Below are 18,418 nucleotides of genomic sequence, written 5' to 3' on the forward strand. Positions count from 1 at the left end.
CCACCGGAACGCCGAGGGCGAGCAGCGCAACCAAACGCACGGCCCTCGTTCAGGAGATTACTCGCTACGCTCGCCCTTCGGGCCGGCCGGCGGCCGTTCAACGCAGCTTCGCTGCTTTTGTGCTTCGTCGCCTGCGGCTCCTCGCAATGACGGGCGAGATGTCTTCGTAGATCCCAAGGAATCGCCATGACCGTCACGCCCTGGAATCTGGATGAGGCCCGCGCCACCTACGGGATCGACCACTGGAATGGTGGCTTTTTCGATCTGAACGACGCTGGCCATGTGGTGATGCGGCGACCGGATTGGCCGGATCACCCGGGTGTCGATCTGCATGAGCTGGCCGGGCGGCTGCGCGAGGAGCATATCGGGCCGCCGGTGCTGGTGCGTTTCCAGGACGTGCTGGACGGGCGTGTGCGCCGCCTGGCGCGGGCCTTCGATGCGGCCGCACGCGAGCTGGACTACCAGGGCGCGTTCACGGCGATCTATCCGATCAAGGTGAACCAGCAGCGCAGCGTGGTGGATCAGATCCTGGCGGCGGGCGACACGCCGGATGCCGATGGCTTTACCCCACGGGTGGGGCTGGAGGCGGGCAGCAAGCCGGAACTGATGGCTGTGCTGGCACAGTCGCGCCCGGGCGCCGCGATCATCTGCAACGGCTACAAGGACCGCGAATACGTGCGCCTGGCGCTGATCGGGCGCCAGCTCGGGCATCGCGTGTACATCGTGATCGAGAAGCCCTCGGAGCTGGAGGAGGTCATCCGCCAGGCCGAGCACATGGATATCGCACCCCTGCTGGGGCTGCGCGTGCGCCTGTCGTCGATTGGCAAGGGCAAGTGGCAGAACACCGGTGGCGAGAAGGCCAAGTTCGGTCTGTCCGCGGCGGATGTGCTGGGCATCCTCGAGCGCCTGCGCGGCCTCGGCTGGCTGGATCGGCTGCAGCTGCTGCACTTCCACATGGGCTCGCAGATCGCGAACATCCGCGATATCCAGAACGGCATGGGCGAGGCGGCCAGCTACTTCGCCGCGCTGACCGAAGCGGGTGCCGCGCTTCAGGTGGTGGATGTCGGCGGCGGCCTGGGTATCGACTACGAGGGGTCGCGCTCGCGCAACGAATGCTCCATCAACTACTCGGTGGAGGAGTACGCGCTGAACATCCTGCGCCCGCTCAAGCGCATCTGCGAGGAGCATGATCTCGCCATGCCCGAGGTGTTCAGCGAGTCGGGACGGGCGCTGACCGCGCATCACGCGGTGTTGATCACCAACGTGATCGACTGCGAGCCAGCCCCGGGGGATGGTGCTATACCGCCGGCGCCGGACGACGAGCTGCCCGAGATCGCCGCGATGCGCGCGCTGCTGGACGAGCGCGACCGCCCGGCCTCGGAGATCTATCACGACGCCGCCTTCGGCCTGTCCGACCTGCAGGCGCGTTTCGCCCGCGGGATGCTTTCGCTGGCGGACCGGGCGCGCGCCGAGGCGATCTATTTCGCCCTGTGTCAGCGGCTGCTGGCACAGCCGGATGCGCTGCCGGCCGAGATCCATGCGGAGCTGACGGACAAGCTGGCGGACAAGGTTTTCTGCAATTTCTCCGTGTTCCAGTCGATCCCGGATACCTGGGCGATCAACCAGATCTTCCCCATCATGCCGCTGCACCGCCTGGACGAGGCCCCGACCCGCCGCGCCGTGCTGCAGGATCTGACCTGTGACTCCGACGGCCACATCGAGCACTACGTGGAGCGCGAGGGTACGCACACCACCCTGGCGCTGCACCCGTGGAAAACGGGCGAGGCCTACTATCTCGGCATCTTCCTGGTCGGGGCCTACCAGGAGATCCTCGGCGACCTGCACAACCTGTTCGGCGACACCGACACGGTGAACGTGGAGCTGACCGAGCAGGGTGGCTACCGCCTGCTGAACCCCGAGCGCGGCGACACCGTGGACGAGTTGCTCTCCTACGTGCACTTCGCCCCGGACGACCTGCGCCGCGCCTTCCGCGCCAAGATCGATGCCATCGGCCTGCGCGGCGAGGCCGCCGGGCGCCTGCTGGCGGAACTGGAACACGGCCTGACCGGCTACACCTATCTCGAGGACTGAACCCATGCAGTGTTACGTCTATCGCGCGACCAAGCGCGCCGATACCTATGTGTATCTCCCGGAGAAGGATGATTTCTCCGAACTCCCCGAGGGCGTGGTTCGGGCGCTCGGTCGCCTGGAGTTCGCTCTGGAATTCGAGCTGACCCCGGAACGCACCCTGGCCCAGGAAGACCCGCAGAAGGTCCTCGCCAACCTCGATGAGCAGGGCTTCCACCTCCAGTTCCCGCCTCCGGAAGAAGACCGCTAGCCCTGACCTAGCCGCTTGGGCCCTTGCCGTCGACCTGGGGGGGGGGGCTCTCCGTCACCCCGGATCGTTGCATATCGTCGTCACCCTGCCGCTGGCGCCCTCTTCGGCGTCCTGGGCACCGGCCTCTCCCCCGTCATCCCGGACACCGCGCAGCGGTGATCCGGGATCTTGTGCGCCGTGGTCTGGCCAGGCCTTGGGGGTATCCGGCGTGGGAGATTCCGGCTCTTCGCTGCGCTGCGGCCGGGATGACGACGTGGGAGCACCACATGGTCGCGGCGAGCGGCGGCCGGGATGACGAGGTCGCTCGGCATTGTCGGGGCGCGAACTGCGCCGCGCTTTGGCCGGGATGACGGGCGCAAGCGTGCGGAGCCTGCGCTGAAAACGTGGAAGTCTCAGCGCGCCAACGCATAACTCTGTATAGTGTCGGCCCTTTTGCCAGTATCTAGAGTTTGCATTCCATGACCGAGAAGCTTCGCAATATCGCCATCATCGCCCACGTTGATCATGGCAAGACCACGCTGGTCGACCAGCTCCTGCGCCAGTCCGGCACCCTCGACAAGCGTGGCGATCACGGCGAGCGGATCATGGACTCCAACGCCATCGAGAAGGAACGCGGGATCACCATTCTCGCCAAGAACACTTCCATCGAATGGAAGGACTACCGCATCAACATCGTCGACACCCCCGGACACGCCGACTTCGGTGGCGAGGTCGAGCGTGTGCTGTCGATGGTCGACTCGGTGCTGCTGCTGGTGGACGCGGTGGATGGCCCGATGCCGCAGACCCGCTTTGTCACCCAGAAGGCCTTCGCCATGGGCTTCAAGCCGATCGTGGTGATCAACAAGGTGGACCGCCCCGGCGCGCGCCCCGACTGGGCCGTGGATCAGGTCTTCGACCTGTTCGATCGCCTGGGCGCGACCGACGAGCAGCTGGACTTCCCGATCGTGTTCGCCTCCGCGCTGAACGGCTTTGCCGGCATGGATTCCAGCGTTACCGAAGGCGACATGACCTGCCTGCTGGAGACCATCGTCGAGCATGTGTCCCCGCCGAACGTCGATGCGGAAGGCCCGTTCCAGATGCAGGTCTCCTCGCTGGACTACAACAGCTACCAGGGCCTGATCGGCATCGGCCGCGTGAAGCGCGGGCACATCAAGCCGAACAGCCCGGTGAAAGTGGTGGACCGCGAAGGCGGCGTGCGCAATGGCCGCATGCTGCAGATCATGGGCTTCCACGGCCTGGAGCGCGTGGAGGTCGAAGAGGCCCGCGCCGGCGACATCATTACCTTTACCGGGATGGACAAGCTGTTCATCTCCGACACCCTGTGTGATCCGAACCACGTCGAGGCGATGGAACCGCTCACCGTCGACGAGCCGACCGTGAGCATGACCTTCCAGGTCAACTCCTCGCCGTTCGCCGGGCGCGAAGGCAAGTACGTCACCTCGCGCGTGCTGCGCGATCGCCTGCAGGAAGAGCTCAAGCACAACGTCGCGCTGCGCGTCGAAGAGGGCGAGGACCCGGACAAGTTCAAGGTCTCCGGCCGCGGCGAGCTGCATCTCGGCATCCTGATCGAGAACATGCGTCGCGAGGGCTACGAGCTCTCCGTTGCGCGCCCCGAGGTGGTCATCAAGGAAGTCGACGGCGTGCGGCAGGAGCCCTACGAAGCCGTCACCGTGGACATCGAGGAGCAGCACCAGGGCACGATCATGGAGAAGCTCGGCGAACGCCGCGGCGACATGACCAACATGGTCCCCGACGGCAAGGGCCGCGTGCGCCTGGACTTCATCATCCCGTCGCGCGGGTTGATCGGCTTCCAGACCGAGTTCATGACCGCGACCTCCGGCACCGGCATCCTGCACCACATCTTTGATCACTACGGCCCGTACCAGCCCGGTTCGGTCGCCTCGCGCCAGAACGGCGTGCTGATCGCCAACGCCACCGGCAAGGCGCTGGGCTTTGCCCTGTTTAACCTGCAGGATCGCGGCAAGATGTTCATCGGCCCCGGCGAAGAGGTCTACGAGGGCATGGTCATCGGGCTGCACTCGCGCGAGAACGACCTGGTCGTGAACGCGCTCAAGGCCAAGCAGCTCACCAACGTCCGCGCGTCCGGCACTGACGAGAACATCCAGCTCACCCCGCCGATCCGCATGACGCTGGAGCAGGCCATCGAGTTCATCGACGAAGATGAGCTGGTCGAGGTCACCCCGGAGAGCCTCCGCATCCGCAAGAAGTTCCTGGTGGAGCACGAGCGCAAGAAGGCCTCCCGCGCCTCGGCGTAACCGCTAGCGCCAACGCCCCTCCAGGGGCCAAGGGAAAGAAAAGCGCCCGGTCGGTTCAGCCGCCGGGCGCTTTTGATGTGTCGACTCCGAAGCTTCGGCTCCAGCCCGCTGTCGCCCTCCTGGAAATCGCGAAACCGTTATTGAGGATAGGGCGCCAGGCAAAGAGGCAAGGTTTGATCCCGGTTGTACTAAAATCCGGGACAAGTGACGTCAGTTTGATCACACCATTGGCGATAGAACTCCCCTGCGTTATTGGCCAAGGGGGCTCCGTCTGTTGTGGTATCCCAACCGAGGAAATCGACGATCTGCTCGTTCGCGTCTTCGAGCGCGGACTTCGCTTGAGTGGGGGTGCGCTGCCCCGTGATTTGGTCGAATACAAAGTGCTGGCCAAAATCGATGAGTTGATAGTCATCGTCGAAATAATCCGCGTAATCAACGTTTGGACCACCTGCGCTTTCACGTGTCACGTACTCCGGAGGGGCGCTGTCACTGGCGTCGAACGCCGGTGGCAGCCAGGTGGGGCGGATACCGTCGGCGGAGTCGCGCTCGACGAGGGCCTGCACCAGCGGGTGGGTCATCCCGAGCTCTGCGCGCTGCCATATCCCGCTGCCCCGGAAGGCCCGGCGGATCGAGACGGACGGTTCGGTGACTCGGGGTTCGTTATCCCCCGAATCTGCGAGGTCGAACTCGGGGTCGCCCACTGCGATTGCGCCACTTTGGTCGGACACGTCGATTTGAGAGTCGCGGACGGCGATATTGCCGAACCATCCCCGTCCCACGTAGCATCGATAAAAGAACGTCTCGGGTTCGAATTCAGGGATGTCGTTGTTTACGCAATAGCCGGAATCGGAGACGCGGGCACGCAGAGTATCGAATTGATCGTCGTCAAATAGACGGATTACCAACCCCGAGATCGTGCTGAATCCCAGAGAAAGGTCGGTTTCGAGAAGAACGGTCTCGGTCCCGTCCGTGTCAATGCGGACCAGTTGGCGACGATCATCATCTGCGCGCATCTCCATCCGTCCAAACCCTCGGTCATCAGGCAGCTCGGCCAGCGTCGTTGCGTCTGACGGGTCAATTGGGTCCCCGCCAGTGCGGGCGTCACCGGAGGGCGATGCGATATTCTGGCCGCCGGGGAGGCGTCCCCGCGCCTGGTTAAGGCTCAGAAGGGGGTCGGTCCAGTAGAGTACGCTCGCGACTTGAACGCTCTGTTCTTCATCTCTCGCGTTGTCCCAGAATGCTGTCAGCTCGATTGTGGTGGTGCCATCGAGGGAGTTGATGGTTCCTTCGTCAAGCTCAAAACGAAAATTTGCATTGGTCCCGGTGAAGCCTTCGGTCAATGCATCCTTCGCAAGGTTGAAATCTGTCTCCGTGAGGGAATCACGCATCTTGTCGATGCGGGACTCCATGACCTGGACGGCTTCCGCCCGGGCCTTGGAGTCTGCCGTCGAGACCATCAGGTCCCCGTACAGCTTGGACAACGCAAGGATTCCGAGGCCGATCACCGCCAAGGCAATTAGTGCCTCGATCAACGTGATTCCGAACGTGCGCTGTTTAGGGTGAGACATCATCTTTGAACCTCTGTACGCGAAGCGTGACGGGGCTGTCGTTGGATGCAGGCGGGCGGTGGTGCTTGCTTTAGTCAACGCCATGGGTCCAGTCGCGCCAGCTTCCAGATACCAGAGAGCGTGCCCCTACGCTGCCCGCACCGCCAGCTGCGATCGGATCAAAGTAGAAGAAGGGTGTACCGGAGACCTCTGCGTCGTCAGGTACGTCCGTACGCCCCTGGACAATGGCGGCACCAAAGAACCGGGGATTGCCTCGCGCGATAAGGTCGCCGGTAATGTAGAGAATGCCGTGAAAGTCTTGGAAATTACCCGTTGTCCTGAGGTCACCTTCCACAACTAGCAGTACGGGGTTTTCGCGGCTACCCAAGGTCCCAGTCAGTTCGGCATCGCCTTCGATCCAGATCGTCTGGCCCCATTCGCTTGCGTCAAATTCGAATCGGTCTCCGTTTGATTCGAGGACATTTTCGATTTGGTTTTCCTTGTATGACTCCATGCTGGAGCCCATGAATGATTCGAAGAACTCATCTCCGGTGACGCCAAAGTTGTCGTCTCGGTCGATGACATCAAGGCCCAGCAGGTCACCGCGAGACTCCTGGACATAAGTCCCGTCCCCGTCCAGAGGGACTGGGTCTGGGTTGGCTGGGTCCGTGGAAGGGCGGGATTCGCCCTCGCGCAAGAGGAAACTGTTACCTGTACCACCACCGCTGATGTTGATTTCACCACCGGAGCGGATGGTGGTGTCCGTGTACGCGTTGTAAACCGCAGCTGTACCGGAGATTGCGAGGCCTCCTCGTGTCACGAGGGGATTGTCAGGTGGATTCGCGATTGATGGACCGGCCTGTACGCCGACCAGTATCGCCTTCCGTCCGGCTCGGTCATCGCTCCAGCCGCAAGAAAGGGCCACGGCATTCCGGATGTTTGTTTCTTCGTCAGCGCTGGTGAGCAGCAAAGGATCGCCGGAAGCAGAGTTTAGGTTGGCCACTGCTTGAGCAAAGGCGTCCGGAGTATTGCCGCAGATTGCATCCGCGGTGCCGAAGGCTTCACTCGCAGCCGTAGGCGCAAGGAAGGCCGCTCGGGCCGCGTATCGGTCTGTCTCCAGCATGAGGAACGAATCTCCATTGTCTTCCCAGCCCGGGGGGCGGTTGTTCTCCGCTGCGTAGGCCAGTGCTACTTCCAGTCCCGCCTGCGCGGCGTTGTTGGTCTGTTTCATGCGCAATTCGTTGGCTGACATGCGCTGTTCGAGAATGGCGGTCTGGGAGGCGAAGATGATCACCAGGGTGATGGCGACCAGGATGATCACCGTGATCAACAGGGTCGCAAGGCCTTTCTGGTGGCCTCTGCGCGGTAACCTGGAAAAATACGATGTCATGCAGTTGCTCCGTTGTAGCGGGTCAGTCGTCGCTACCATTAAAGATTCGCGCGTTGCGGACTCCGACGGTCAGGCTGGTATCTCGGTCGTCGCTGTCAGTGAACGAGACCCGTGTGTCGGGCTCGTCGGCGTGCTGCGCATCCAGCTGGATGGTTACGCGTCGGTTCTCGAAGTAAAAATCTTCGTCGCCGCCGTTGTCGGGGCAAAGGCCGGCTGTCTCGGTGGCGTTCCCGTCTGCGTTTAGGTGCAGGCAGGACGACCGGTCAAGCGAGAAGTCGAGCAGGGTGACGTTAGTTGTTGTCGGGTCTGTGAGGGTTTCCCAGCCGTCATTCTGGTCACATGATCCGGTTGACTCGATCTGGCCGGTCAGCATCTGAATCGAATTCCCTGCCAGGCGGTAGCCGAACACGTACTGTTCGTCGATCTCGTCCAGTGCCTGCAACGGATCCTCGATGATGTAGCCGTAAGTTGGGTCGTAGCTGAGCAGGATGCAGCTGCCGCCTTCGTGAATTGCCAGGTTCAGGTCCGAGGCCATGAAGGGGTTTCTCGGAAGCGCATCGGATTCTTCGTCGAACTCAATGCGGTCGGGGTGCGAATAGCCCGTGCGACGGATGTCGTTGGCCATTAGATCCAGCGCAATGCGCGTTTCCTGCGTAAGCCGGGCTTCCTGGGTGACGAAGGTGGCGCCTCGTATGGCCGTGATGTATAGGGCAATCACCGCGGCGATCACGATCGTTCCGACCAGGATCCCGATCATCAGCTCGATGAGCGTGAAGCCCCCAGCGCCGTTGCGGCGGCGCGAAGGAATCGGCGCAGTGTTTCTAGCTCGGTTCAGCATTCGCTATACGCCCCCATGGCACGGTTGGTTCCGCAGGCGCGAGGACGTCCGATCGGATTGATCTGGACCTGCATCACAAAGTTGTTTGGCGATGACGTGAAGAGGAGATCGGACCGGTCGCCCTGCACGGTGCCGCGCACGTGATTGAAGGTGATGGTCTGTTCGCCCGTCATCGAGACATTGCGGTAATCATCCGAGCTGGTCGTGCGCAGCACTGCGTCCTCGTCACCTGCCATCACGATGGTGCATGCGTTCGCGGCGGCCGGGTCCTCGACCGTGCAATCGCAGGCGGGTGTGCTTGTTATGCCGTGACACCAGGCGTCGCCGTCCACCTGGCTCACGAAGCGGATATCGCGCCCCTGCTTGATGGCCTCGGTGCGGGCCATCTGGATCTGGTCGAGGGCGCTTTCGGCGGCGCCGATTACACGGCGCTGCTCGGCGAGGTTGAAGGCTGGGGCGGCCAGCGTGACCAGGATCACCAGCACGGCGATGGTGATCATGAGCTCGATCAGGGTGAAGCCGAAGGGTTTTTGTGGTGCGGCCATGCGCGGTCCCCGGGCAGGAGGTAGGGAGGTCTCGACTCCCATTATACGGTTTGGGGTATCTTGGGCATGTCGTCTGGCTACCGCTCGTCGTGCGAATGCTTCCACTCGCGATATTGACAGGGCTCGCTGGCGGGCGGTTGTGGTGGAATCGGGTTTGGCGAAAACGGAAGTCTCCGAGGGGATAGAGCGATGAAGGCAGCAAACACGAAGGCGCTGGGATTTACCCTGATCGAGCTGATGATCGTGGTCGCGGTCGTGGCCATCCTGGCGGCAATCGCTTACCCGTCGTACCAGAACTACATCTTGAAGTCGCAACGAGCGGATGCGCATGACTCACTACTGCGTATTCAGATGGAACAGGAGCGCTGGCGGGCAAATAATCCGGCCTACACCGGAGACCTTTCGGATCTGGGGCTGACCGCCGAATCGGACGATGGGCATTACCAGCTGGCGATATCCAACGAGTCGGGGTCGAGCTTTACCGCGACCGCCACCGCGCAGGGGCGCCAGGCGAATGACTCCAATTGTCAGAGCATTACGCTCGCGGTTACCGGAGGGAGCGCGGACCGGGATGGAACCCCGGGTGGCGATGATTGCTGGTGATCCGTACGTTCCTGACCGAACGTTTTTCGCGCGCTGAGGACAACGCTAGTCAGGACAGCTCTTCGATGGCTCGCTTCGCGGCCGCCCGATGCTGCTGACAATTACGCGCCGGCCTTCGTGGCCGTTGCCGCAAACGGTAAAGCTGCCCATCTGCAGTGCGCCGCTCGTGCGCCGGGTTGTTCCCCGGGCTACGTAGGACACGTAGTCCCGGACCGGGGTGTTCCCCTTGATCGAGAGCATGTCCTGTAGCCCTGGATTCTCGTAGCCGATGAGTGGGTCTTCCTCGGAGCGCTCGCCCGAGTGTTCCGGGTCGGCAAACCAGATCCAGCCGTATGCCCAGTCGCCGTCTTCGCGGCAGGTCTCGCCGTCGCTGGACGGACAAAGGGTAACGCGCTCGTTGCGCTTGATCGCCTCGCTGCGTGCAAGATGCATGGCGTTGAGCAGGCTGTTGGTGGCGCCGATGACGCGTTGACGCTCGAGCATCTGGTTGAAGCCCGGGGCGGCGAGCATGGCCAGGATGGCGAGCACGCCCAGCGCGACCATCAGCTCGATGGCCGTAACTCCCTTGCAGGTCCGCATCGTCGTCTCCTCCCTGAGATCGCGTGCATGCGAGAGCATAGACGAGCGCGGCGCCCGAGGCCACGGGCCCGTCGGGTGGTGCTGGAACGTTGCCGGTGACAGGTTGCCTACAAGTCAGAGGTCCCGGCAGGCATGCGGGCGGTGGTTTTGGCTGGATGCCGCGGATGCGACAGGAGATTGCTTGGCTTCGCTCGCAATGACGGGGCGGTGTAGCGATGTCATTCGTAACGACGCGGCGTGTCAGGTGCGGGGGAATTGAAGGTGCTGGAGGTTAGCAGGGTCATGGTGAAGGACGTGCAGCGGATGGATCAGGCGGATCTGCTGGATTTGCAGCAGCAGGCGGCGCGTCAGGCGGGGGTGTCGGTTGGGTTTCGTGACGACGCGCGTTCCGGCGCGTCGACGCCGGAGCTGCAGGTGATTCCGGCCGGGGAGTTCGAGATGGGTTCGGATGCCTCGGAGTACGGCCATCAGCCACACGAGGCACCGCGGCGCTTCGTGGCGCTGGAGCGACCCTTTGCGCTGGGGCGCTATCAAGTCACCCGCGAGGAGTGGGAGGCCTTCCAGGCGGCGACCGGCTGGGAACCCTGGGAGTGGCTGGTGTGGCCCAGCACCCCGCGCATGCCGATCTTCAACATCAAGCCGGACAGCATCCAGCAGTATCTCGACTGGCTGAGCGAGGAGACGGGCAAGCGCTATCGCCTGCCGACCGAGGCGGAGTGGGAATACGCCTGTCGGGCGGGCACGCGCACGCCGTTCGCCTTTGGCGAGGTGGTGGGGTGCCGCGACGTGCACTTCAATTCGCTGTTTCCGTACGAGGAGCGGCGCCAGCGGCGCAGGTGGTATATCCCGGCGTGTTTCCCGTTGTCGCGCCCGCTGGATGTGGGCAGCTTCCAGCCGAACCTCTGGGGGCTGTACGACATGCACGGTAACGTGCAGGAGTTCACCTCCACCCCCTGGCACGACGGACACCAGTCGCTGCCGCGTGACGGCGTCTATCGCCGAGACCCGGAAAACGAGTGGGTGGTGACCAAGGGTGGCTCCTGGTTCGACCCTGCCGTGAACACGCGCAGCGCCGCCCGTCGCCGCCGCAACATCGACGAGATGGACACCAATCTGGGCTTCCGCGTCCTGCGCGAGTTGGACGATTAGTCGCTTCGCCCGAGGGCAATGCGTTTCGCTGCGCTCAACGCATCCTACGGCGTTCGGGTAATTATCGAGGGTAGGGTGCACTGAGCGAAGCGAACTGCACCGCGTGTTTACCGCTTACCGTTAAGCGTTATATCATGTGACCATGATCAGAAGCTTTCGGTGTAGGGAAACCCGGGCACTGTTCGAAACGGGCAGAAGTCGACGTTGGTCAAGCGTCCGAACGATCGCGGAACGCAAGCTGATCCAGCTTCAAGCGGCGGAGACGCTGCAGGATTTGCGGTCACCGCCGGGAAACCGGCTGGAACCCCTGTCTGGTGACCGCGCAGGACAGCACAGCATTCGCATCAACGCCCGGTGGCGCATCTGTTTCCGGTGGACCGACGAGGGTGCCGAGGACGTGGAGATCGTCGATTACCATTGAAGGGTTCCCGAAGGAGGTTAGAGCATGACTACAAACGGTATGCGGCCCATCCATCCAGGCGAGGTCCTGCGCGAGGAGTTTCTTGCTCCGCTAGGGCTTAGTGTGAACGCGCTTGCCGGGGCATTGCACGTGCCGACGACGCGCATGAATGACATTGTGCGCGAGCGCCGGGGCGTCTCCGCCGACACGGCCATGAGGCTGGCGCGTTATTTCGGCACAACTGAACGTTTCTGGCTAAACCTGCAGGTTGAATACGAATTGCGGCGTGCCCAGATCGAACTCGCCGACCGCGTGCGTAGCGAGATCGAACCCCGCGCCGCGTGATAACGGTTGGACGTAGGGTGCACTGAGCGAAGCGAATTGCACCGTTTGCAGGAAGGGGCTACAGCCAGCGGGCGAGCCAGAGGCGCAGGCGCAGTTCGAGCGGCGGAGCGTAACCCTGCTTGCGGAAGACGATTTCGCCGTCGGGTGTGATGATGAAGCTGGCCGGGACGCCGCGCACGTTGTAGCGCGCGGCGAGGGCGCCCTCCGGGTCGTTGATCACGGCGAGTTCGCGCTCCTGTTCGGTCATGTGTTCGAGCAGCTCTTCGTCCACGCCGGACTGCATGGCGACCGTCAGAACCGGGTGGCCTTGCGACAGGCGCACGATTTCGCCTGCCTCCAGGCGGCAGATCGGGCACCAGGTGGCCCAGAAGTGCAGCAGCATGGGTTCGTCCGCGTAGTCCGCAAGCGACACGGGTGTGCCGTCCAGCAAAAGGGCCTCGAATTGGGGCGCCGGGCCCTCGACCATGTCGCGCGCCATCCAGGCGCGCACCGCCAGGAAGATCACCAGCGCGAGCCCGATCTGGATGCCCCAGCTGAGCGCGCGGCGGCGCCGCGAGGGCTTGGGGCGTTTCGGCTTTTCTGGCGGGGTCTCGGTCAACGGATCATCTCGGCTTGTCCTGGGCGTGCGCGGGTGCCGCGGGTCTTCGGGCCCTTGCGCACGGCGATGCGTACCAGTTCGTCCTCGTCTTTCATCAGGCGTTCCCTCTGTGCCTCGGTCAACAGCGGATTGCGCGCGACGAAGTAGCGCAGGTTGGGGTCGCGGTCGTTTACGCAGGCCTCCACCTGGTCCGGGGTCAGGTCCGGGCGCTTGGCGCAGTTGAGGCGCACGGTCTGGTTCGGGTCGGCCAGTAGGAGGACGACCTCTTCCGGCGTCAGGTCCATGCGCCGCGAGAAATACGCCTTCACCTGGGCGTGCTGGTCGCGTACCAGTAGCGAGCGCCACTTGTCCTCGAGGTCCGCGGACAGGGCCAGGTCCATGCGTTCCTCGAACGTCATCGCCTTGTATTGCTGCTTCAGTTCGGTCATGGCCGCGACATTATAGGCGGGCCGGTTGGGATGCGCGGATACGACCCCACAATGTGCAGGAACGACAGCGGCCGGGGCCCTGTCGTACTATTAGAAGACGATGATCTACCCCGGATCCTGGGGTGAGAGGGCAGATGAACGCACCGGTGGCCGAAAAACCGATTTTCCACGTGCCGCGCACGGACCATGTGACGGCCTCGCTGCACGCGTTGACCGACACCCAGCGCGACGAGCTGGTGCGCCGCATTAAGCGCTTGCTGATCGAGCGCAACGCGGTGCTGGTTGCGCATTACTACGTGGACGAATCCCTGCAGCGCCTGGCGGACGAGACCGGCGGCTGTGTGTCCGACTCCCTGGAGATGGCGCGCTTCGGCAAGGAGCACCCGGCCGAGACGCTGGTGGTGGCCGGCGTGCGCTTCATGGGCGAGACCGCCAAGATCCTGAGCCCGGAAAAGCGCGTGCTGATGCCGACGCTGGAGGCGGAGTGCTCGCTGGACCTCGGCTGCCCCCCGGACGACTTCGCGAAGTTCCGCGCGCAATACCCGGATCACACGGTCGTCGTGTATTCGAATACCTCGGTGGACGTGAAGGCGCAGGCCGATTACGTCGTCACCTCCAGCATCGCCGTGCCGTTGGTCGAGCACCTGCGCGACCAGGGCAAGAAGGTTCTCTGGGCCCCGGACAAGCACCTGGGCGATTACATCCGCCGTACCACCGGCGCCGACATGGTGCTTTGGGACGGCTCCTGCGTGGTGCACGACGAATTCCGCTCCTGGGCGCTGGAAGATCTGCGCGGGCGCCATCCCGGCGCCGCCGTGCTGGTCCACCCGGAATCCCCGCGCGAGGTGATCCACCAGGCGGATGTGGTGGGGTCCACCAGCCAGCTGATCGCGGCGGTGAAGGACCGCCCGGAACAGGAATTCATCGTCGCGACGGACAAGGGCATCTTCTACAAGATGCAGCAGGCCGCGCCGGACAAGAAGCTGATCGAGGCGCCCACTGGTGGCCACAGCGCCACCTGCACCAGTTGCGCGCACTGCCCGTGGATGGCGATGAACGATCTGGTCTCGCTGGCCGAGACACTGGAAGACACCAACGAGCCGGCGAAGAACGAGATCTTCGTCGACGAGACCGCGCGCCAGAAGGCCCTGGTCGCCACCCAGCGCATGCTCGATTTCGCCACCGAACATCGCAAGGCCACCGAAGGCGACGCCTGAGCACTTTGCCGGGATGACCGACGGGCATTAACAGGACGATGTAATGGGCCAAATGTCTCGCAGGCTGGACCGTACCGCCGTCTTGAAGGCACTCAGGGATCACCGTGCGCATCTCGAGCGCGAATTCGGCGTGTGCGGCCTGGCGCTGTTTGGCTCGCTGGCCCGCGACGAGGCCGGAGAGCAGAGTGACGTCGATATCCTGGTGGGTTACGACGGCCCGGCCTCCGCACAACAGTATTTCGGTGTGCAGTTTTACCTCGAGGATCTTCTAGGGTATCCGGTGGATCTGGTCTCGGAAAAAGCTCTGCGCGCCGAGCTTCGTCCGTTCGTCGAGCGCGAGGCGATCCGTGTCTGAGTCCATGGCCGGGCGCGAGTGGCGTTTCTATCTGGACGACATGGTTCGGTTCGCGCGCAAGGCGATGGCCTATACGGATGGTCTTGATCGCGACATGTTCATACGGAATGAGCTCGTCTTCGACGCCGTACTCCGTAACCTCGAGCTGATCGGCGAGGCTGCCAGTCATGTGCCCTCCGAGGTCCGGGAGGCGCATCCGGATATTCCCTGGCGCATGATCGTTGCTACCCGCAATCGGCTGATCCATGCCTATCTGGGTATCGACAGCGACACGATCTGGAATTTGGTGGACGAGCACCTTCCAGATTTGGTCAGCGGTCTCGAGAAAATGCGCCAGGAGTTGTAGGGGCTAGGGTTTTTTGGCCGCCTGTCGGGCTTCGACGTCCGCCGCTAGCTGCGTGGGACATGTGTTCCATCGGTTTTTATCGGTCGTTAAGCCACGCGGCCCACTGCGAGTGGGTGGAGGCGTCCACGCCGGCAGCCTTTGCTTCCTGCTGCAGGTGGGTCTGCAGGTCGGCCATCAGTTCGGAATCCATCAGCTCGGGCTCCAGCGTCAGTTGCGCGTGCAGCGTGCTGTAGACGAGCTTCAGTTCATTCACCGGATAATGCGACCAGTCGAGGTGGGCCATGGTGTCCGTTCTCCATATGGGGTGGGTAACTCGTGTCTCTGAATATAGCTTGGCGTTGACCTCGGTGGCTGGACAAATGGGCTTGCGGGGTATCGGACATGTTTAAGCGGCGGGCGCGCCTGCTGGTGGCGGCCGAGCGGGCCGACGGGCGTGCTGCACGCGTGGCCGAGCTGGGCGCAGCAGCGGAGTTCGAGGACTGGATCGAGGTGCGCCCGGCGCGGATCATGGGCGGGGTCACGGCAGAGGATCTGGCGTGGGCCGACCTGCTCGTGGCGGTCGACGCGGCGGCCGCCCGCGCGATGCCCGCCGAACGCCCGGCCACCTGCCGTCCGAAGTACTGGACGCTGCCGGGCGAGACCGGGGCGGCGTTCGACCTGCAGACCCTGGAGGCGCTGCGTTGCATGGTTGGGGGGATGCGCATGCTCGCGCGCGTGGACGCTGAAGACGACGCCTGACGCATCCTTTCCTCGTTCGTCATCCCGGAAACCGGGTAGCGGTTATCCGGGATCTCCTGACCCTGTCACCGTTCCGGCGAGATCCCGGCTCTACGCTCCGCTTCGGCCGGGATGACGATATCCTCCGTCATTGCGAGGCCCGCGAGGGGGCGTGGCAATATCCATCCGAAATCCCGATGCTTGCCTCGCGGGTGAGGGGGTGGCGTTTGGGCTGTCTGCGGAGGTCGCCACGGCGCGGCGCGCCTCGCGATGACGTGCTCATCAATCCGTTGTGGGGAGGCTCCACCGGGGGCTGAGGTGCTTCTACTCGGGGTGGTAGGGGACGGGTGCGCGGGCGTGGAGCTGGGCCAGGTGGTCTTCGTAGAGCGCCCAGATGCGTGGGGCGATGGCGCCGCGTGAGCCGGGGTAGGTGAGGCGGTCGGGGTTGAAGCTGATCAGGCGCTCGATCTCGGTGCAGCGCAGTTCCTCGTTGATCACGTTGAAGATGAGGATCTGCGTACCCTGGTCGGCGATGGGCAGCAGGGCGCCGATGAGGCCGGTGTCGTTCAGCCCGGGGTCGCTGCGGGCATCGCCCAGCTCGGCGGGGGGGCGCACCAGTGTGCCCAACAGCTCCTGATAGGCCTGGTCACAGGCATAGCAGATTTCCGGTGCACGCAGGCCCTGCACGCGCGCACAGGCTTGACGCACCGTTCCGTCTGGCAGCGCCATGCGTTCCGGGGCGACCGGGATGCGGTTGGTCTTGCCGTTCGGAAGCAGGCGCGGGACCGACTCCTGGCAGGAGGGGCAGCGCCATGTTGAGACTCGCGGGCCGTCGATTACGTTATTGGGCGGCATGCGGCGCTCCCCGGAAAATAGATGGGGTCAGTATACGGCGCGGCGAGGGGCTTGTTGGGGATGGCCCGCGGGCGAACGCTCCGGCCAGGATCTGGCGCGGGCAGGGCCATTCGCGGGCAGGCCCGTTCCCACAAGGCTGTTACCACAAAAACTTGTTTGAACAGGAGTGCCCGGTTCAGCCGAAGTAGTCGGGCTCGTTGCCCGGGCGCCACTTGATGTTGCAGCCGAGGCTCGGGTGCTGGGGCTCGGGGGCTGCCTGGCCGTCGAGCAGGGCATCGCTGGCCGCGCGCAGATCGCGTCCGGTGACTGGGGTGTCGGAGCCCGGGCGGGACGCGTCGAACTGGCCGCGATAATAGAGCTTGCGTTCGGCGTCGAACAGGTAGAAGTCCGGGGTGCAGGCGGCGTGATAGGCCTTGGCGACGGACTGGTCCTCGTCCAGGCAGTAGGGGAAGTTGTAGCCGAAGCGGCGGGCGTCGTCCTTCATCTTGTCCGGGGCGTCGTCCGGTACGGCCTGGATGTCGTTGGAGTTGATCGCGATGACCGCGATGCCCTTGCTCGAGTATTCGCGGCCGTAGCGGGCGAACTCGTGCCGGACCAGCTGCACGAACGGGCAGTGATTGCATATAAAGGCGATCATGTAGCCTTTCGCGTTGGGGAAGCTGTCGAGGCTGATGGTCTCGCCGGAGACGACGTCCGGAAGGGAAAAGCCGGGTGCCTCGGTGCCGAGTTCGATCATCTGCGAGGGGGTGCGGGCCATGACTGCTCCAGTGTTCGGATTTGCGACAATTATACGGCGTTGGCCGGGGGTGCTTGAAACCTTCCGGCCCCGCCAGCACTCTTCGAGATAATACCCGAGCAATGGAGTAAGGAATATGGGCTGGGTGACCGGTGTCGTACAGGAGCGCAAGCAGTGGACGGATCGGCTGTTCTCGTTGCGGGTGGATGCCGAGGTCGAGCTGTTCAAGGCCGGGCAGTTCAACCGCCTGCGTCTGGAGATCGACGGCGAGCCGGTGGCGCGGCCGTATTCCTATGTGAATGCGCCGGGCGAAACGCCGCTGGACTTCTATTTGATCACCGTTCCGGATGGACCGCTGTCCAATCGTCTGGCGCAACTGGGGCCGGGCGACACGGTGGAGCTGATGCCGCGCGCGACCGGCTTTTTCACCCTGGATGAGCTACCGGACAGCCGCGACCTGTGGCTGCTTTCCACGGGCACTGCGCTGGGGCCGTTCCTGTCCATGCTGAAGACCGATACCCCCTGGGAACGCTTCGAGAACATCCGCCTGATCCACGCGGCGCGCAAGGCCGAAGAACTGTCCTATCAGGACACCATCCGGCAGTTCCAGGAACGTGATGCGAAGCGGTTCCAGTACATCCCGTTTGTCAGCCGCGAGCCGTTCCCGGGTGGGCTCGAGGGCCGCGTACCGGCCGCGATTGCCGAGGGCCGCCTGGAGCATCACGCGGGCCTGAAGATCACGCCGGAACACTCCCAGGTGATGCTGTGCGGCAACCCGGACATGGTGAAGGACACCGCCGCGATCCTGCGCGAGCGCGGGCTGGAGAAGAACCGCCGACGCAAGCCGGGGCAGATCACGACCGAGAACTACTGGTAGGTCCAGGAATATGTAGATACCGTCTTGCCCTACGGGGTGCAAGGAGTTTCATGGCGGGCTTGATACGGGGTTTGGGATTTGAGCACACCGAAGGCGATGTGCAGGAGTTTGCGCATGGCCGCCCCGATCGCCGACATCTTGGCCTTGCCGCGTGTCAGCAGACGTTGATGCTGGTGTCGCACGTCCGGGTTGTACCGGGTCGCCACCACCGCCGCCATGTAGAGCGCCTTGCGCAGTCGGCTGGAACCGATCTTCGCCAACCGCGAGGGCCGCCGGACC

At 63.7% G+C, this 18,418-nt stretch carries 23 protein-coding genes; 12 read left to right on the forward strand and 11 right to left on the reverse strand.

From position 1 onward, the window contains the following. Positions 1–186: 186 nt before the first annotated feature. From speA to typA, 3 genes are all read left to right on the forward strand, one after another. Positions 187–2,091: a biosynthetic arginine decarboxylase gene (gene speA / locus F622_RS0112245; protein ID WP_018650564.1), complete on the forward strand. Its 1,905-nt coding sequence runs from the start codon at positions 187–189 to the stop codon at positions 2,089–2,091. A 4-nt stretch (positions 2,092–2,095) separates the two neighbouring features. Beyond that, positions 2,096–2,338: a YcgL domain-containing protein gene (locus tag F622_RS0112250; RefSeq protein ID WP_018144623.1), complete on the forward strand. Its 243-nt coding sequence runs from the start codon at positions 2,096–2,098 to the stop codon at positions 2,336–2,338. A gap of 458 nt (positions 2,339–2,796) precedes the next feature. Next, the gene (gene typA, locus F622_RS0112255) at positions 2,797–4,614 is read left to right on the forward strand and encodes a translational GTPase TypA (RefSeq protein ID WP_018650563.1); all 1,818 of its coding nucleotides are present in this window, start codon (positions 2,797–2,799) and stop codon (positions 4,612–4,614) included. Between the two features lie 188 nt (positions 4,615–4,802). On the opposite strand, the gene F622_RS0112265 is transcribed toward typA, so the two are convergent. From F622_RS0112265 to F622_RS0112280, 4 genes are all read right to left on the reverse strand, one after another. Beyond that, positions 4,803–6,185 (reverse strand): hypothetical protein, encoded by a 1,383-nt coding sequence (locus F622_RS0112265; protein WP_018176234.1) that lies wholly within the window; start codon positions 6,183–6,185, stop codon positions 4,803–4,805. A 67-nt stretch (positions 6,186–6,252) separates the two neighbouring features. Then, a complete protein-coding gene (locus tag F622_RS0112270; RefSeq protein WP_018176233.1) occupies positions 6,253–7,551 on the reverse strand; it encodes a pilus assembly PilX N-terminal domain-containing protein in 1,299 nt (432 codons plus the stop codon). 22 nt (positions 7,552–7,573) lie between these two features. Further along, on the reverse strand, positions 7,574–8,389 hold the full coding sequence (locus F622_RS0112275; protein ID WP_077277013.1) for a prepilin-type N-terminal cleavage/methylation domain-containing protein: 816 nt from the start codon (positions 8,387–8,389) through the stop codon (positions 7,574–7,576). Continuing rightward, entirely contained in the window at positions 8,383–8,934 is a 552-nt protein-coding gene (locus F622_RS0112280; RefSeq protein ID WP_018650561.1) for a GspH/FimT family pseudopilin, read from the reverse strand. The genes F622_RS0112275 and F622_RS0112280 overlap by 7 nt, the downstream gene beginning before the upstream one ends. Positions 8,935–9,123: 189 nt before the next feature. Here F622_RS0112280 and F622_RS0112285 point away from each other — a divergent pair, with 189 nt between their 5' ends. Beyond that, complete coding sequence (locus F622_RS0112285) at positions 9,124–9,537, forward strand: type IV pilin protein (protein WP_018176230.1); 414 nt, start codon at positions 9,124–9,126, stop codon at positions 9,535–9,537. A 45-nt stretch (positions 9,538–9,582) separates the two neighbouring features. Here F622_RS0112285 and F622_RS0112290 read toward each other — a convergent pair whose 3' ends face one another. After that, positions 9,583–10,116 (reverse strand): GspH/FimT family pseudopilin, encoded by a 534-nt coding sequence (locus tag F622_RS0112290; protein ID WP_018176229.1) that lies wholly within the window; start codon positions 10,114–10,116, stop codon positions 9,583–9,585. A 282-nt stretch (positions 10,117–10,398) separates the two neighbouring features. Between F622_RS0112290 and F622_RS0112295 the strand changes: the two genes are divergently transcribed. The 3 genes from F622_RS0112295 (at position 10,399) to F622_RS0112300 (ending at position 12,010) form a co-directional block, all read left to right on the forward strand. Beyond that, positions 10,399–11,265 carry an SUMF1/EgtB/PvdO family nonheme iron enzyme gene (locus F622_RS0112295; protein ID WP_018176228.1) on the forward strand — a complete coding sequence of 289 codons (867 nt, stop codon included), beginning with the start codon at positions 10,399–10,401 and terminating at the stop codon, positions 11,263–11,265. Positions 11,266–11,407: 142 nt separating this feature from the next. Beyond that, positions 11,408–11,686, forward strand: a complete 279-nt coding sequence (locus tag F622_RS13965) for a type II toxin-antitoxin system RelE/ParE family toxin (protein ID WP_077277016.1) — start codon at positions 11,408–11,410, stop codon at positions 11,684–11,686. Between the two features lie 24 nt (positions 11,687–11,710). After that, a complete protein-coding gene (locus F622_RS0112300; RefSeq protein WP_018176227.1) occupies positions 11,711–12,010 on the forward strand; it encodes a HigA family addiction module antitoxin in 300 nt (99 codons plus the stop codon). A gap of 58 nt (positions 12,011–12,068) precedes the next feature. Here F622_RS0112300 and F622_RS0112305 read toward each other — a convergent pair whose 3' ends face one another. Then, a complete protein-coding gene (locus F622_RS0112305; RefSeq protein WP_018176226.1) occupies positions 12,069–12,608 on the reverse strand; it encodes a protein disulfide oxidoreductase in 540 nt (179 codons plus the stop codon). Further along, entirely contained in the window at positions 12,605–13,036 is a 432-nt protein-coding gene (locus F622_RS0112310) for a hypothetical protein (protein WP_018650560.1), read from the reverse strand. The genes F622_RS0112305 and F622_RS0112310 overlap by 4 nt, the downstream gene beginning before the upstream one ends. 134 nt (positions 13,037–13,170) lie before the next feature. Here F622_RS0112310 and nadA point away from each other — a divergent pair, with 134 nt between their 5' ends. From nadA to F622_RS0112325, 3 genes are read left to right on the forward strand one after another with little or no spacing between them, the layout of a single operon-like run. Further along, positions 13,171–14,253: a quinolinate synthase NadA gene (gene nadA, locus F622_RS0112315; RefSeq protein ID WP_018650559.1), complete on the forward strand. Its 1,083-nt coding sequence runs from the start codon at positions 13,171–13,173 to the stop codon at positions 14,251–14,253. Positions 14,254–14,296: 43 nt separating this feature from the next. Next, the gene (locus F622_RS0112320) at positions 14,297–14,608 is read left to right on the forward strand and encodes a nucleotidyltransferase family protein (protein ID WP_018650558.1); all 312 of its coding nucleotides are present in this window, start codon (positions 14,297–14,299) and stop codon (positions 14,606–14,608) included. Positions 14,609–14,612: 4 nt separating this feature from the next. Next, a complete protein-coding gene (locus F622_RS0112325) occupies positions 14,613–14,954 on the forward strand; it encodes a DUF86 domain-containing protein (protein ID WP_018650557.1) in 342 nt (113 codons plus the stop codon). Positions 14,955–15,030: 76 nt separating this feature from the next. Here F622_RS0112325 and F622_RS0112330 read toward each other — a convergent pair whose 3' ends face one another. Next, positions 15,031–15,237: a hypothetical protein gene (locus F622_RS0112330; protein WP_018144602.1), complete on the reverse strand. Its 207-nt coding sequence runs from the start codon at positions 15,235–15,237 to the stop codon at positions 15,031–15,033. 98 nt (positions 15,238–15,335) lie between these two features. Here F622_RS0112330 and F622_RS0112335 point away from each other — a divergent pair, with 98 nt between their 5' ends. Then, the gene (locus F622_RS0112335; protein WP_018168331.1) at positions 15,336–15,692 is read left to right on the forward strand and encodes a hypothetical protein; all 357 of its coding nucleotides are present in this window, start codon (positions 15,336–15,338) and stop codon (positions 15,690–15,692) included. 303 nt (positions 15,693–15,995) lie between these two features. On the opposite strand, the gene F622_RS0112340 is transcribed toward F622_RS0112335, so the two are convergent. Beyond that, positions 15,996–16,526: a hypothetical protein gene (locus tag F622_RS0112340; protein ID WP_018144600.1), complete on the reverse strand. Its 531-nt coding sequence runs from the start codon at positions 16,524–16,526 to the stop codon at positions 15,996–15,998. A 175-nt stretch (positions 16,527–16,701) separates the two neighbouring features. Further along, positions 16,702–17,283, reverse strand: a complete 582-nt coding sequence (locus tag F622_RS0112345; RefSeq protein ID WP_018650556.1) for a thioredoxin family protein — start codon at positions 17,281–17,283, stop codon at positions 16,702–16,704. A gap of 115 nt (positions 17,284–17,398) precedes the next feature. Between F622_RS0112345 and F622_RS0112350 the strand changes: the two genes are divergently transcribed. Continuing rightward, positions 17,399–18,139: a ferredoxin--NADP reductase gene (locus F622_RS0112350; protein WP_019572069.1), complete on the forward strand. Its 741-nt coding sequence runs from the start codon at positions 17,399–17,401 to the stop codon at positions 18,137–18,139. 29 nt (positions 18,140–18,168) lie between these two features. Here the strand turns inward: F622_RS0112350 and F622_RS0112355 are convergent. Further along, the coding region (locus tag F622_RS0112355) for a transposase (RefSeq protein WP_026304733.1) at positions 18,169–18,418 on the reverse strand (250 nt) is incomplete at its 5' end.

This window comes from Thioalkalivibrio sp. ALMg3 (genome assembly GCF_000381225.1).
Classification (GTDB): domain Bacteria; phylum Pseudomonadota; class Gammaproteobacteria; order Ectothiorhodospirales; family Ectothiorhodospiraceae; genus Thioalkalivibrio; species Thioalkalivibrio versutus.

What these genes read in the sequence shown, in the direction of transcription:
- speA (WP_018650564.1), top strand. Translation starts at nt 187, where the DNA reads ATGACCGTCACGCCCTGGAATCTGGATGAGGCCCGCGCCACCTACGGG.
- F622_RS0112250 (WP_018144623.1), top strand. Translation starts at nt 2,096, where the DNA reads ATGCAGTGTTACGTCTATCGCGCGACCAAGCGCGCCGATACCTATGTG.
- typA (WP_018650563.1), top strand. Translation starts at nt 2,797, where the DNA reads ATGACCGAGAAGCTTCGCAATATCGCCATCATCGCCCACGTTGATCAT.
- F622_RS0112265 (WP_018176234.1), bottom strand. Translation starts at nt 6,185, where the DNA reads ATGATGTCTCACCCTAAACAGCGCACGTTCGGAATCACGTTGATCGAG.
- F622_RS0112270 (WP_018176233.1), bottom strand. Translation starts at nt 7,551, where the DNA reads ATGACATCGTATTTTTCCAGGTTACCGCGCAGAGGCCACCAGAAAGGC.
- F622_RS0112275 (WP_077277013.1), bottom strand. Translation starts at nt 8,389, where the DNA reads ATGCTGAACCGAGCTAGAAACACTGCGCCGATTCCTTCGCGCCGCCGC.
- F622_RS0112280 (WP_018650561.1), bottom strand. Translation starts at nt 8,934, where the DNA reads ATGGCCGCACCACAAAAACCCTTCGGCTTCACCCTGATCGAGCTCATG.
- F622_RS0112285 (WP_018176230.1), top strand. Translation starts at nt 9,124, where the DNA reads ATGAAGGCAGCAAACACGAAGGCGCTGGGATTTACCCTGATCGAGCTG.
- F622_RS0112290 (WP_018176229.1), bottom strand. Translation starts at nt 10,116, where the DNA reads ATGCGGACCTGCAAGGGAGTTACGGCCATCGAGCTGATGGTCGCGCTG.
- F622_RS0112295 (WP_018176228.1), top strand. Translation starts at nt 10,399, where the DNA reads ATGGTGAAGGACGTGCAGCGGATGGATCAGGCGGATCTGCTGGATTTG.
- F622_RS13965 (WP_077277016.1), top strand. Translation starts at nt 11,408, where the DNA reads ATGATCAGAAGCTTTCGGTGTAGGGAAACCCGGGCACTGTTCGAAACG.
- F622_RS0112300 (WP_018176227.1), top strand. Translation starts at nt 11,711, where the DNA reads ATGACTACAAACGGTATGCGGCCCATCCATCCAGGCGAGGTCCTGCGC.
- F622_RS0112310 (WP_018650560.1), bottom strand. Translation starts at nt 13,036, where the DNA reads ATGACCGAACTGAAGCAGCAATACAAGGCGATGACGTTCGAGGAACGC.
- nadA (WP_018650559.1), top strand. Translation starts at nt 13,171, where the DNA reads ATGAACGCACCGGTGGCCGAAAAACCGATTTTCCACGTGCCGCGCACG.
- F622_RS0112320 (WP_018650558.1), top strand. Translation starts at nt 14,297, where the DNA reads ATGGGCCAAATGTCTCGCAGGCTGGACCGTACCGCCGTCTTGAAGGCA.
- F622_RS0112325 (WP_018650557.1), top strand. Translation starts at nt 14,613, where the DNA reads ATGGCCGGGCGCGAGTGGCGTTTCTATCTGGACGACATGGTTCGGTTC.
- F622_RS0112330 (WP_018144602.1), bottom strand. Translation starts at nt 15,237, where the DNA reads ATGGCCCACCTCGACTGGTCGCATTATCCGGTGAATGAACTGAAGCTC.
- F622_RS0112335 (WP_018168331.1), top strand. Translation starts at nt 15,336, where the DNA reads ATGTTTAAGCGGCGGGCGCGCCTGCTGGTGGCGGCCGAGCGGGCCGAC.
- F622_RS0112340 (WP_018144600.1), bottom strand. Translation starts at nt 16,526, where the DNA reads ATGCCGCCCAATAACGTAATCGACGGCCCGCGAGTCTCAACATGGCGC.
- F622_RS0112345 (WP_018650556.1), bottom strand. Translation starts at nt 17,283, where the DNA reads ATGGCCCGCACCCCCTCGCAGATGATCGAACTCGGCACCGAGGCACCC.
- F622_RS0112350 (WP_019572069.1), top strand. Translation starts at nt 17,399, where the DNA reads ATGGGCTGGGTGACCGGTGTCGTACAGGAGCGCAAGCAGTGGACGGAT.